This is a genomic window from Bradyrhizobium sp. ISRA464 (assembly GCF_029910095.1).
GTDB lineage: Bacteria > Pseudomonadota > Alphaproteobacteria > Rhizobiales > Xanthobacteraceae > Bradyrhizobium.
In genome coordinates this window covers 828,335-840,981 of sequence record NZ_CP094526.1, presented here as the reverse complement: position 1 = coordinate 840,981, position 12,647 = coordinate 828,335, and the positions used below count along the sequence as shown (strand labels likewise).

Here is a 12,647-nt window from a genome sequence, read left to right as displayed (position 1 = left end):
TTGGGGGTCAGACCCCCGCCACCGACGCCCAGATATCCGCAAGCTTGCGCCGGAGGATCTGCATCCGCGTCTGCGGCACGGCCTCCTCCTCTTCTTCCGGCAGACGAAGGCCGACGACATTGACGCGGCCGCCGCTGATATTGCGCGCCACCAGGACAATCGCATCCAGCGCGAGCTCGGCGCCTTCCTTCGGCGCGCGGTCGAGATTGATGTCGAAGTAATCCGCCAGCGTCAGTTTGGCCTGGTTTTCATCGACCTTGACGCCGTAGATCTCGGCGAGCTCGCCAAGCGTGTGCTCACCCGAGACCATGAAGTCGCCCAGCAGATGCGGGTCGGGTGCGGTCGACGGCGGCATGTCGACGAAGAAGCGATCGAGCGCCTCGGCGCGCTCCGGCGGCGCCAGCAGATAGAGGTAGTCGCCGGGCTCGACGGGATCGGCCTCGGTCGGTGTCAGGATCCGCTCGTCGCGGATCACTAGCGTCGGCTTCGACCAGGACGGGATCAGGCCGCGGCGGAAATACAGGCTCTTCGGCCGGACCGGATAACCGACCAGCTGCTGTTCGAGCTGGCCGGGCAGATCCAGTTCGACGCGGCGCGGGCCGCGCTCGGTGCGCGGCAGCGCGACATGCAGCCGCCGCGCCGCTGGCGCCAGCGTCCAGCCCTGCAGCAGCAGCGAGATGATGACGACGACGAAGGCGACGTCGAAATAGAGATAGGCCTTGGACAGGCCGACCAGCATCGGGATCGAGGCGAGGAAGATCGCGACGGCGCCGCGCAGCCCGGTCCAGGCGATGAAGACCTTCTCCCGCCAGTTGAACTTGAACGGCGCGAGGCAGACCAGCACCGCCAGCGGCCGCGCCACCAGCATCAGCGCGAACGCCACCAGCACCGCCCCGCCTGCACTCGCGACCAGGCGATGCGGCGACACCAAGAGGCCGAGCAGCACGAACATCACGATCTGCGCCAGCCAGGTCGCGGCGTCGAGAAACGTCACCACGGAATTATGCGCGCGGGTCGGCCGGTTGCCGATGATGATGCCGGCGAGGTAGACGGCGAGAAACCCCGAGGCATGCACGATCTGCGAGCCGCCGAAGATCACCAGCGCGGCGGTGGTGACGAACGGCGCGTGCAGCCCTTGCGGCAGCGCCACATAGTTCAGCGCCAGCACCACCAGCCGGCCGCCGACCACCCCGATGACGGCGCCGAGCACCGCCTCCTGGATGAACTCCATCGCGATATGCGACGCCGAGCTCTGGCCGATCGAGATGAACTCGACCAGCATCAGGGTGAGGAAGATCGCGAACGGGTCGTTGGTGCCGGATTCGGCCTCCAGCGTCGCGCCGACACGCGGGCGCAGGCGCAGGCCCTGGGTGTGCACCAAAAGGAACACCGCCGCGGCGTCGGTCGAGGCGACGACGGCGCCGACCAGGAGCGACTCGATCCAGTTGAGGTCGAGTACATAGCGGGCGACCGGCGCCGTGACCAGCGCGGTCAGCAGCACGCCCGCGGTCGCCAGCATCATCGAGGGCGCCAGCACCGTGCGGATGCTGGCAAATCGCGTCTTCAACCCGCCGTCGAACAGGATCAGCGCCAGCGCCACTGAGCCGACCAGGTAGGTGGTGCGGACGTCGTCGAACTGGAGGTGGCCAGGCCCGGAATCCCCGGCCAGCATGCCGACCAGCAAGAACACCAGAAGCAGGGGGGCGCCGAACCGCAATGCCAGCAGGCTCGACAGGATGCCGGCCATCACCAGAACGGCGCCGAGCAGGATTGCTATGCTGACCGCGTCGAGGGAAGCCATGCGCCTTCAGTGGATCAAATACTTGCAATTGCATCCTTATCGTCGCCACACTTGGACGCCAACCCATTTTCTGTCATCAGCGGCATTGTGCCCGGTTTTGCAGCCTCAGGTCGCCTCGACACTGTGTTGTATCGATGGTCGCATGCCCGCCTTTGTGGGATTCTACCGGCCAATCGAATCACATTTGCCTGACCCGCACTTGAGTTGAGATTTTGCCGATGGACATGAGCCTCAAGGACGTCCTGGAATCGATCCAAATGGCGGCGCGCTCGGTCGGGGCCGAGATCGCCTCGCCCTGGTTCTACCTTCAGTTCGGCATCATCCTCGCGGCCGCGGGGATTTCCTACGCCGCCGACACCGCCATTCACGCGCGGGTCGACATGTCGTCGCTGGCGATGCGCTGGCCGCTGCCGCTCCGGCACTTCGCGCGCGTGATGGTGGCGAGCGCCTCCACCGCCGTGTTCGCGGTCCTGATGATCATCTCGCGGATCGTGATGTGGCACACGACCTGGCCAAGCCGCAGCTACCTGATCGCGGTCTCCGCCAAGCTGGCCCTGGCGTGGCTGGTCATCCGCCTGGTGACGTCGGTGATCGACAACGCCTTCATCGTCAAGCTGGTCTCGATCGCGGCCTGGGTGGTCGCCGCGCTGAGCATCATCGGCGAGCTCAACTGGGCCGCGGACACGCTGGATTCGGTCGGCGTCGTGGTCGGCGGCCTCAGGCTGACGCCGCTGCTGCTGATCAAGGCCGGCGCGGTTTTGATCGTGGCGCTGTGGCTGACCAACATCGCCAGCAATTTCGCCGAGAGCCGCATCAACCGCGCCACCGACCTGACGCCGTCGATCCAGGTGCTGCTGGTCAAGATCATCCGCATCGGGCTGATGGTGATGGCGGTCGCCATCGCGCTCGACGCGGTCGGCATCAACCTCTCGGCGCTTGCCGTGTTCACCGGCGCAGCCGGCGTCGGCATCGGTCTCGGTCTGCAGAAGATCGTCGCCAATTTCATCAGCGGGCTGATCCTGCTGGTCGACAAATCGGTGAAGCCGGGCGACCTCGTCACCATCGGCGACAGCTCGGGCAAGATCAGCGCGATGAAGACGCGCTACATCTCGGTCGCCGCCGGCGACGGCCGCGAGTTTCTGATCCCGAACGAGGATCTGGTGACGCAGAAGGTCACCAACTGGACCTATACCGACAAGAACACGCTGGTGAAGATCGCCTTCGCCACCAATTACGATGCCGATCCCAAGCTGGTCTGCCAACTTGCGATCGACACCGCTGCAGCCCATGAGCGCGCCATCAAGGGCAAGCCGCCGAGCTGCATCCTGACCGAATTCGCCGAGTTCGGCATGAAATTCTCGCTGACCTTCTGGATCGCCGATCCCGACGGCATGGACAGGGTAAAGAGCGACGTGATGCTGGCGCTGTGGGACGCCTTCAAGGGTCGCGGCATCCACGTGCCCTACCCGGTGCGGGAACTCCGCGTCCGTGGCGGCGCGCTCCCGGTCGAGAGCGTGGTGGAGGTTTCCAGCTAGCTTCCGGCCCCGATCTCCGCGCAATCGCGTTCCGCGTTTGTCGCGAGGGCAAACCGGTTGCGACTTTGCGCCGGCGCGGGCCGTCGGATCCGGCTCCTGCCCGGAAATCAGGCGTTTGGGCATCGCCCTATGTCCAACCTTGGCTTGCACCGGCCGCCCCGATCATTAAATTAGGGCCAGAAATCAGCCCCTTGCCTCCAGAACCGACCCGCCCATGAGCTATATCGACGCCACCGACACCTCCCTGCGCAAGACCGGACAAATCAAGCTGCACGGGCAGACCGGTTTTGTCGGCATGCGCAAGGCGGGCGCACTGGCGTCGAAGTGCCTCGATGCGCTCACCGACATCGTCAGGCCGGGCGTCCCGACCTCCGTCATCGACGAGTTCGTCCGCAAGTTCGCCTTCGACCACGGCGCCTATCCAGCGACGCTGATGTATCGCGGCTATCGCTACTCGACCTGCACCTCGATCAATCACGTGGTCTGCCACGGCATGCCCAGCGACCGCCCGCTGAAGGAGGGCGACATCGTCAACATCGACGTCACCTTCATCGTCGACGGCTGGTATGGCGATTCCAGCCGGATGTATGCGATCGGCGGCATCGCGCGGAAGGCCGAGCGGCTGATCGAGGTGACCTACGAGGCGATGATGCGCGGCATTGCCGCGGTCAAGCCCGGCGCCACCACCGGCGACATCGGCCACGCCATCCAGAGCTATGTCGAGCCGCAGGGCATGAGCGTGGTGCGCGACTTCTGCGGCCATGGTCTCGGCCGCCTGTTCCACGACGAACCGAACATCATCCATATCGGCCGCCCGGGCGAAGGCGTGACGCTGAGGCCCGGCATGTTCTTCACCATCGAGCCGATGATCAATCTCGGCAAGCCGCATGTGAAGATCCTCTCCGACGGCTGGACCGCGGTGACCCGCGACCGTTCGCTGTCGGCGCAGTTCGAGCACTCGGTCGGCGTCACCGCCGACGGCGTCGAGATCTTCACACTGTCCGAGCGTCACGGCGAGAAGCCCTGGGTCGCGGTGTAATCGGCGGCGGTATAATCGGCGGCGGCGCAATCAAGCGTCGCTCCGCGTCCGCGCGATGATCTCCTCCGGCGTATAATTCTCTCCAATCGACATCGCGCAGATGCGCGAGATGTGGGTGTAGGGCAAGCCGGTCTCCTCCGCCCAGGCATTGAACTGCGCCTGCACCTTGGCGAGATCGCGCTTCGACTTGACCTCCTCGGCGATGTCGAGGCCGGCGTCGCGCAGGCAGGCGACGACGTCGCGTGAGGTGACGAAGCCGTCCCAGCCGAGGAAGCGCAGCAGCATCTGCCCGGTATTGCCACCAAGCCGGCTGCCGCGCTTGGCCAGCAGGTCCAATAGCCCGACCTCATCCGATGACGGCCAGGCGGCGAGGAACTTGCCGAAGCTGCCGTGCTCGCGCGCGATCTCCTGCACGAAGCGGCCGTTGTCGCGTACCGACATGATCTTGGCGCCGTTGCGCACGATCCTGGCGTCGCTCGTGAGCTTCTCCCAGAATTCATCGGGCTTGAAGGCGAGCTTGGCCGGCTGAAAGCCCAGGAAGGCATCCTCGAACCCCGACCATTTGGCATCGATCACGCTCCAGGCGAAGCCGGCGCAGAACACGCGCTTGGTCATTTCGGCGAGCGCGCGGTCGTCGCCGAGCTTGGCCAGCGCCTTCGGCGTCGTCACCAGCGGCAGCACCGTCTCCAGTGCCTTCGCGCCGCCCTTGCGCTTCTCGGCACGTGCCCGGATCACCTTGAATGAAGTCACGCCCACACCTTTCCCGATGTTTTCAGGAGAGCGAACGGTAGTTCAGCGGTTCGGCCGAGGCAAACCGGGGCAGCATCGGCTCTTGCAAAACCCGGCGGGCACGGCATGGTTGTGGCCGATGCCCGCCAAGCCCGCCGACAGCCAGACCGAATCCGACGAGACGCCGCATTATCACGGCCATCGCGAACGGCTGCGCGAACGCTTCTACGCGGCCGGGCCAGAGGCGCTGAGCGATTACGAGCTGCTGGAGATGGCGCTGTTTGCCGCCATCCCACGCCGCGACACCAAGCCGCTCGCCAAGGCGCTGTTGAAGAAGTTCGGCTCGTTCGCCGAGGTCGTGCATGCGCCGGTGGCGCGGCTCCGCGAGGTCGACGGCGTCAAGGACGCCGCGATCAACCAGCTCAAGCTGATCGCCGCCGCGGCGGACCGGATCGCCAAGGGCGAGATCAGGCGCAGCGTCGCGCTGTCGTCGTGGAACGATGTGATCGACTACTGCCGCTCCAGCATGGCCTTTGCCGACAAGGAGCAGTTTCGCCTGCTTTTCCTGGACAAGCGCAACCAGCTGATCGCCGACGAGGTGCAGCAGACCGGCACCGTCGACCACACGCCGGTCTATCCGCGCGAGGTGATCAAGCGCGCGCTGGAACTGTCGGCGACCGCGCTGATCCTGGTGCACAATCATCCGAGCGGCGACCCGACACCGTCGCAGGCCGACATCCAAATGACGAAGGCGATCGTCGAGATCGCGAGGCCGCTCGGGATCGCGGTGCACGACCACATCATTGTCGGCAAGAACGGACATGCGAGCTTGAAAGGGATGCGGCTGATTTGAACACCGAACGCAACTGAACTGCCGCGCCTATGTCGCGACCAGCAGACGAACGCGCGTCATAGCTCCCTCGCGGAAGATGGCAATTTCTCCCTTGTGGGCACGGGCGACCTCGGCCGCAATGGCAAGGCCGAGACCGGACCCGGTGGAATCCGGTCCCTTCGCGAACGGCCGGATGACATCGCTTGGCGGAACGGCAAATCCATCACCGTTGTCGGCGACTTCGATCCATGCCCTGCCGTCATCGGCGCCGACGGAAACGACGAGCCTGCTGCGAGCGCCATGTTTCAACGCGTTGTCGATGAGATTGCCCAGCGCTTCGCGCAGGCTGACCGCGTCGCCATTCACGATTGGCGTCGGCTCGGCCGGCACGAAAGCGATATCGACCTCGCGCGTCAGGGACAACGGAACCGCCGCGGCCAGAACGCCCCTTGCCAACACGTTGAGGTCTATGGGCGTCATGGCGACAACGTCAGCCCGGTGAATGACCATGGCGTGATCGAGAAGTTGGCCGGTGAGCCGGCCCAGCTCGGTCGTCCGCTCCCGAATGCGCGCCACCGTGACGGCCTTTTGCCGCGACGGAGGCGTCGCCGACAGGATTTCGACCTGGGCGTCGAGCGCCGCCAGCGGCGTACGGATCTGATGCGCGGCATCGGCAATGAAGCGTTGCATCAGCGTGATGCGATCCGAAAGCCGCCGCATGAAGTCATCGATCGCGTGCACAAGATTGCGGATCTCGGCGGGCGGCTCGGTCTGAAGCGGCCGCAGATCATCCGGGCGGCGTCCAACGATCTCGCGCTCGATGCGCGTGAGCGGCTTCAGGGCGAACGTGACTGCATAGCCCGTCGCCAGCAGCGCGAGTGCACTCATGGCCGCGATGACGCCGAGCGCCTTCAATGTAAGATCACGCGCCAGGGCGCGCCGGGCTTCGGTGGTCTGAGCCAGCACGATTGTCACCCAGCCGCCCACGGCAGGATCTTCGATCTGCTTGGCCACCGTGGCGATGCGAACAGGCTGCTCCTGATAGAGTCCGTCCTCGATCACCACACCATTGCGTATCTGCTCGGGCCCGGCTTCCGAGGCGAGGTCCTCGTAGCCGGCGACGACGACACCGCGCGGGTCAACGACCTTGTAGAAGACGAGATCGTAGGCCGCCAGCGCCGCGATGGTGGATACGGGCGGCTCGAGCGTCACGACGCCGCCCTGCACATAGACGTTCTCGGCGATCTGGATCGCCCCGCCGCTCAGCATGCGGTCATAGGCTTGTTGCGCGGCGATGGAGGCCGAACGCCAGGCGGCGAAGCCGAGGATCACCGCGCCGAGCGCCAGCACCGCCGACAGGACGGCGATGATCCGGACACGCAGCGAGTAACGCAGGTCAGAGTGCCGCAAGTTGATAGCCTAGCCCGCGCAGGGTACGAATCTCGATCGGCGCATCGCCGAGCTTGCGCCGCAGCCTTGCCACGAATTGCTCGACAGCGTTGGGGCTCGCCTCCTGATCGAAATTGAAGAGCTGCTCGACGAGTTCTTCCTTGGGAACGATGCGCTCGGGCCGCGCCGCCAGGATTTCGAGAACCGTCAGCTCCCGTCTGGTCAGATTGAGCGGCCTGTCGGCGACGGTCGCGACGCGGCCGGCACGGTCGATGACCAGCGGCCCGACGCGCAGCAGATTGTCGGGCTGGCCTGCGCTGCGACGCAGCAGGGCGCGGGCGCGCGCTTCGAGCTCGCCATAGTCGAATGGCTTGATCAGATAGTCATCGGCGCCGAGGTCGAGTGCGCCGATCCGGTCGTCGACGGCGGACCGGGCGGTCAGCACCAGCACCGGCGTCGCGAGCTTGCGGCTGCGCATGCCCTTCAGGACCGCAATTCCGTCCTGTCCCGGCAGCGTCAGGTCGAGGATCACGAGATCGTAGGGTTGCACTTCAAGCAGCTCGGCGGCGGTCAGGCCGTCCCGCTCCCAGTCCACGGCGTACCCGACTTTCTCGAGGCGCATGACCACGGCCTCGGCGATATCGACGGTGTCTTCGACAACGAGTACCCGCAAACGGGAGCCTCCGGCGTCCTGAGTCAGTTTCGCGTCAGTGAGCCACGCTATCTCATCTCCCAAGCGCCCATAAGTGCGCAAGGACATAACACGAGGCACAACACAAGGGAGGGCCACATGCTCGCGCCATCTGATGCCGCATCCGCGTCGCCGCTGCTTTCCGTAGCGGGTGTGACGCTCCAGTACAAGACGCCTGACGCCGTGGTGACCGCGACGCGCCGGGTCTCCTTCGATGTCTATCCGTCCGACCGCTTCGTGCTGCTCGGACCGTCCGGCTGCGGCAAGTCGACCCTGCTGAAGGCAATCGGCGGCTACCTCACCCCCGTCGAGGGCGAGATCAGCCTGAAAGGGCGCAAGGTGTCCGGGCCGGGCCCCGACCGAATGATGGTGTTCCAGGAGTTCGATCAGCTCCTGCCCTGGAAGACGGTGCGCGAGAACGTCGTGTTCGCCCTGACCGCCTCCGGCCGCGCCGGCCAAACAGAGGCTGAAGAACGGGCGCGCTCCTACATCGACAAGGTCGGCCTGACCAAGTTCATCGACAGCTATCCGCACACGCTCTCCGGTGGCATGAAGCAGCGCGTCGCTATCGCCCGCGGCATGGCGATGGAACCTGACGTGCTGCTGATGGACGAGCCGTTCGCCGCGCTCGACGCGTTGACGCGGCGCAAGATGCAGGACGAATTGCTGCGGCTGTGGGACGACACGCACTTCACCGTGCTCTTTGTGACCCATTCGATCGAGGAGGCGATCCGCGTCGGCACCCGCATCCTGTTGCTCTCGCCGCATCCGGGCGAGGTCAAGGCCGAGCTCAACAGCGTGCCGCCGGCGGAGATGGGCACCGGCAAGCAAGCTGCGCTCGAAACCCGCATCAACGATATGCTCTTCGCGAGCCATTGAGCCGAGGCGACCGTCATGACCGATCTCGTCAGCTTCCGTCCGGAAATCATCCGCGAAGTCCAGTCGGGCGACGCCCCCGTCGTCGCCAAGACGCTCAGCCCGGCCGAGCGCATCTATCGCCTCGGCTTCGTGCGCAAGACGGCAATCCTTGTCGTCCTCGCCGTGGCCTGGGAGATCTATGGCCGCTGGCTCGGCAACCCGCTGCTGTTCCCGACCTTTGGCCAAACCGTCGAGGCCTTCGTCAGCAACGTCGCAAGCGGCGTCATCCCGCAGCGCATGCTCGTCTCGTTGCAGACGCTCGTCATCGGCTATGGCATCGGCATCGCCCTAGCGGCGCTGCTCACGACGCTGGCCATCGGCTCGCGGATCGGCGCCGATCTGCTCGAGACGCTGACCTCCATGTTCAATCCGCTGCCGGCCATCGCGCTGTTGCCGCTGGCGCTGATCTGGTTCGGGCTGGGCACCGGCAGCATCATCTTCGTGCTGGTGCATTCGGTGTTGTGGGCGATCGCGCTCAACACCCATGCCGGCTTCCGCTCGGTCTCGAACACGCTGCGGATGGTCGGGCAGAACTACGGCCTGCGCGGCCTGAAGCTGGTGCGCCTCATCCTGATCCCGGCAGCCTTCCCGGCGATCCTGACCGGCCTCAAGGTCGGCTGGGCCTTCGCCTGGCGCACTTTGATCGCCGCCGAACTCGTCTTCGGCGTCTCGTCGGGCTCGGGCGGGCTGGGCTGGTTCATCTACGAGAACCGCAACCAGCTCGAGACGGCGAACGTCTTCGCTGGCCTCTTCACCGTGATCCTGATTGGCCTCTTCGTCGAGAATATCGTCTTCGCCAACATCGAGCGCAGGACGATCCGTCGCTGGGGTATGCAGCACTAGAGCATTTTCTGTTCTGATTTGAATCGGAACCGACGTCCTGGATTCTTGTTTTGACGCGTTTTCTTCACGCGAACCGGTATCCACTTCGCTGAAAAACGCTCCAGCCCACCACCGCAACCAGGCCGAATGGCCCGCATTCCAAGGAGGAGACTTATGACATTGAAGAACATCGTCCGCTCGCTCGCGGCTGCCGCCGTGCTCGCGGCGGCGCTCGGCGCCCCGGCCCGTGCCGAGGTCGCCGAAGTGCGCATTTCCAAGGGCTTCGGCATCCTCTATCTGCCGTTAATCGTGATGCAGGACCAGCAGTTCCTGGAGAAGCGCGCCAAGGCCGCCGGGCTCGGCGACATCAAGGTGACCTGGCTGATGCTTGACGGCGGCAACGTCATCAACGACGCGATGATGGCCGGCACGCTCGATTTCGCCGGCACCGGCGCGCCGGGCTTCGTCACGCTCTGGGCCAAGGCCAAGGGCATCCCCGGCGTCGAGGTCGTCGGCGTCTCGGGCATGAGCTCGACTTCGCTGTGGCTGATGGCGAACAAGCCGGAGCTGAAGTCGCTCAAGGACTTCACCCCGACCGACAAGATCGCGCTGCCCGGCATCAAGACCTCGCTCGCCGCCGTCGTGCTGCAAATGATCGCCGCCAAGGAATTCGGCGCTGCCAACTACGCCAAGATGGATCCGATGACGATCAGCCTGCCGCATCCGGAGGCGCTCGCCGCCCTCGTCGGCGGCAAGACCGAGGTCAAGGCCCATTTCACCTCGCCTCCCTTCCAGTATCTGGAAGCCAAGAGCCCCGGCATCCACCGTGTGCTCAATTCGGTCGACTATCTCGGCAATCTCACGCTCGACGTCACCTTCGCGCCGAAGAAGTTCGTCGACGCCAATCCCAAGATGACCCAGGCCTTCATCGAGGCGATGGACGACGCCACTGCGCTCATCGCCAAGGACAAGAAACTCGCCGCCGAGATCTATGCCAAGAACTCGAAGGTCAAGGTTGACGCCGCGGAAGTCCAGCAGATGATCGAGGACAAGGATGCACGCTTCACCGCGACACCGGAAGGCGTGATGCAATTCGCCGAGTTCATGCACAAGGCGGGCTCGATCAAGGTCAAGCCGGCGAAGTGGAGCGACATGTTCGTGCCGCAACTCGCCGGTCGGCCCGGAAGCTGAAATATCGCGGGAAAGGACGCTTTCGCATCTCTCTCCATTCGTCGTCCCGGCGAAAGCCGGGACGACATCGAGTTTGTGGCGCGATCCAATCCAGCACGCCGTCATTGCGAGGAGCGACCGCGACGACTTGTCCGCCGAAGCCTCGGCGAAGACGGAAGCAATCCATCGCTCCGCCCCGCCGTCATACCCCGCGCATGCGGGGCATCTAGTACGCCGCGGCCGCTCGGATCAATCAGCTGCCTCTGGAATACTGGATCGCCCGCTTTCGCGGGCGATGACAGTCGTGGAGATATGGCTTCGCGTTCTCGCGGCGCGTTGCGTCCGAGGTTTGCTCTTCGTTCCGCCCTCTCTTGAACAGAGGGCGCAGGGAAAGCCGGGTGCCGATTGCACCCATGGGTCCCGTGCAAATGGAAAGCACGGGAGGTAGGACCACAGGTGAAACCGGAGCAATCCCGGCTTTCCCTGCGCGATGGTTTACGGCTTATACGTGCTCTCCCCGGCGAGACTGGGCTTTGTTGTCACCGTCATCAGTGAGAGCTCCTGCTCTTACTGATGAGACACCTGCCACTAGGGCGTCAGGCCTGCACGACTTCACCGTCCGCTATCTGCCACGCTCGTCAGCCGTGACATCGGCGTCCACCGCATCTCGACCCAGCACTCGTGACGATCGCGCAGCGCCCCTCAAGCGGGTGAGACGGGCCATTCATACACCGAGTTTCGCTTCTGGAAAACAGAAATATTTTGCGCGCGAGGGCTTGACGGGTTTTGACTGACTTGCCCGTCGGGTTGATTTGTCGCAGGTCAAGCGCCGGATAGTTCTTGCCCGCAGGTGCATCCGTGTGGCGCGCCAGCGCATCGTCATCGTGCGCATTGACTTAGAGCAAGATGAGTCAGGATGGAATCGGTTCGCCTCTCCCCAACGGGGGGAGGTGAACCTCCGTTGCCGCTCCACTCGACCTGATCGATACGAAGATAGCGCGAGCGGCTACCAGGCTTCGCCGAACGGCCGCAATTCGACATTGAACGACCAGGCGCTGCGGTCCTGATGAACGACGTGCCAGATCTCGTCCGCGATCGCCCGCGGCTTGATGAAGAATTCGTCCGGCCGCTCCGGCCAGCGCTTCCGCGTCCACTCGAGATCGATCACGGCATCGACGACCACATAGGCGACATGAACCCCTTGCGGCCCCAGATCGCGCGCCATCGCTTCGGCCAGGATCCGCTGCGCCGCCTTGGTCGGCGCGAAACCTGCGAAGCCGGCCTTGCCTCGCAAGGCCGACGTGTTGCCGGTCGCGACAATGGCGCCCTTGCCGGCGCCGATCATCGCCGGGGCAAATCGCCTGGCGAGGTACAACAGCCCCATCGTGTTGACCTGGAAGTTCCGGTTCAAGATCGCGGGATCGATCTCCCGGAAGGTGCCGAACGCACCACCGACGGCATTGTGAATGACGGTGCCGGGACTGCCGAGATCGCGCTCGACCGCTGATGCCACCGCCTCGATCTGCGCCGGATCCGACACGTCGCAGCGATAGCCCCTGGCGTTCGGCAGCTCCTTCTCCAGCGCGGCCAGCCGCTCCTCGTTCCTGGCGAGCAGCGCCACGCGATAGCCGCCCTCGGCAAACCTCCTCGCGAGTGCCGAGCCCGTGCCGGGTCCGACACCAGTAATCAGGCAAACCGGCGTGGTCATGCGATCAACCCTC

11 protein-coding genes are annotated in these 12,647 nt (G+C 64.9%); 6 read left to right on the top strand and 5 right to left on the bottom strand.

Annotated features, from left to right (window positions below; all coding sequences use genetic code 11):
* Positions 1 to 7: 7 nt before the first annotated feature.
* On the bottom strand, positions 8 to 1,801 hold the full coding sequence (locus MTX19_RS03925; protein ID WP_280982518.1) for a potassium/proton antiporter: 1,794 nt from the start codon (positions 1,799 to 1,801) through the stop codon (positions 8 to 10).
* Positions 1,802 to 2,019: 218 nt separating this feature from the next.
* On the opposite strand from MTX19_RS03925, the gene MTX19_RS03920 reads away from it, so the two are divergent.
* Positions 2,020 to 3,336 carry a mechanosensitive ion channel domain-containing protein gene (locus MTX19_RS03920; protein ID WP_280982517.1) on the top strand — a complete coding sequence of 439 codons (1,317 nt, stop codon included), beginning with the start codon at positions 2,020 to 2,022 and terminating at the stop codon, positions 3,334 to 3,336.
* Between the two features lie 214 nt (positions 3,337 to 3,550).
* Positions 3,551 to 4,375, top strand: coding sequence for a type I methionyl aminopeptidase (gene map / locus MTX19_RS03915; protein WP_280982516.1), 825 nt, complete (start codon positions 3,551 to 3,553; stop codon positions 4,373 to 4,375).
* Between the two features lie 30 nt (positions 4,376 to 4,405).
* Here the strand turns inward: map and MTX19_RS03910 are convergent, their stop codons facing one another.
* The gene (locus MTX19_RS03910) at positions 4,406 to 5,125 is read right to left on the bottom strand and encodes a DNA-3-methyladenine glycosylase I (protein WP_280982515.1); all 720 of its coding nucleotides are present in this window, start codon (positions 5,123 to 5,125) and stop codon (positions 4,406 to 4,408) included.
* A gap of 118 nt (positions 5,126 to 5,243) precedes the next feature.
* On the opposite strand from MTX19_RS03910, the gene radC reads away from it, so the two are divergent.
* Complete coding sequence (gene radC / locus MTX19_RS03905) at positions 5,244 to 5,957, top strand: DNA repair protein RadC (protein WP_280982514.1); 714 nt, start codon at positions 5,244 to 5,246, stop codon at positions 5,955 to 5,957.
* 27 nt (positions 5,958 to 5,984) lie between these two features.
* Here radC and MTX19_RS03900 read toward each other — a convergent pair whose 3' ends face one another.
* On the bottom strand, positions 5,985 to 7,286 hold the full coding sequence (locus MTX19_RS03900) for a sensor histidine kinase (protein ID WP_280982513.1): 1,302 nt from the start codon (positions 7,284 to 7,286) through the stop codon (positions 5,985 to 5,987).
* Positions 7,287 to 7,332: 46 nt separating this feature from the next.
* The gene (locus MTX19_RS03895) at positions 7,333 to 7,998 is read right to left on the bottom strand and encodes a response regulator transcription factor (protein ID WP_280982512.1); all 666 of its coding nucleotides are present in this window, start codon (positions 7,996 to 7,998) and stop codon (positions 7,333 to 7,335) included.
* A gap of 117 nt (positions 7,999 to 8,115) precedes the next feature.
* Here MTX19_RS03895 and MTX19_RS03890 point away from each other — a divergent pair, with 117 nt between their 5' ends.
* The 3 genes from MTX19_RS03890 (at position 8,116) to MTX19_RS03880 (ending at position 10,947) form a co-directional block, all read left to right on the top strand.
* A complete protein-coding gene (locus tag MTX19_RS03890; RefSeq protein ID WP_280982511.1) occupies positions 8,116 to 8,895 on the top strand; it encodes an ABC transporter ATP-binding protein in 780 nt (259 codons plus the stop codon).
* A 15-nt stretch (positions 8,896 to 8,910) separates the two neighbouring features.
* Entirely contained in the window at positions 8,911 to 9,777 is an 867-nt protein-coding gene (locus MTX19_RS03885) for an ABC transporter permease (protein WP_280982510.1), read from the top strand.
* A gap of 153 nt (positions 9,778 to 9,930) precedes the next feature.
* The gene (locus tag MTX19_RS03880; protein ID WP_280982509.1) at positions 9,931 to 10,947 is read left to right on the top strand and encodes an ABC transporter substrate-binding protein; all 1,017 of its coding nucleotides are present in this window, start codon (positions 9,931 to 9,933) and stop codon (positions 10,945 to 10,947) included.
* A gap of 985 nt (positions 10,948 to 11,932) precedes the next feature.
* Here MTX19_RS03880 and MTX19_RS03875 read toward each other — a convergent pair.
* On the bottom strand, positions 11,933 to 12,634 hold the full coding sequence (locus tag MTX19_RS03875) for an SDR family NAD(P)-dependent oxidoreductase (RefSeq protein WP_280982508.1): 702 nt from the start codon (positions 12,632 to 12,634) through the stop codon (positions 11,933 to 11,935).
* Between the last annotated feature and the right edge of the window lie 13 nt (positions 12,635 to 12,647).

What these genes read in the sequence shown, in the direction of transcription:
- MTX19_RS03885 (WP_280982510.1), top strand. Translation starts at nt 8,911, where the DNA reads ATGACCGATCTCGTCAGCTTCCGTCCGGAAATCATCCGCGAAGTCCAG.
- map (WP_280982516.1), top strand. Translation starts at nt 3,551, where the DNA reads ATGAGCTATATCGACGCCACCGACACCTCCCTGCGCAAGACCGGACAA.
- MTX19_RS03890 (WP_280982511.1), top strand. Translation starts at nt 8,116, where the DNA reads ATGCTCGCGCCATCTGATGCCGCATCCGCGTCGCCGCTGCTTTCCGTA.
- MTX19_RS03880 (WP_280982509.1), top strand. Translation starts at nt 9,931, where the DNA reads ATGACATTGAAGAACATCGTCCGCTCGCTCGCGGCTGCCGCCGTGCTC.
- MTX19_RS03920 (WP_280982517.1), top strand. Translation starts at nt 2,020, where the DNA reads ATGGACATGAGCCTCAAGGACGTCCTGGAATCGATCCAAATGGCGGCG.
- MTX19_RS03925 (WP_280982518.1), bottom strand. Translation starts at nt 1,801, where the DNA reads ATGGCTTCCCTCGACGCGGTCAGCATAGCAATCCTGCTCGGCGCCGTT.
- radC (WP_280982514.1), top strand. Translation starts at nt 5,244, where the DNA reads ATGCCCGCCAAGCCCGCCGACAGCCAGACCGAATCCGACGAGACGCCG.
- MTX19_RS03875 (WP_280982508.1), bottom strand. Translation starts at nt 12,634, where the DNA reads ATGACCACGCCGGTTTGCCTGATTACTGGTGTCGGACCCGGCACGGGC.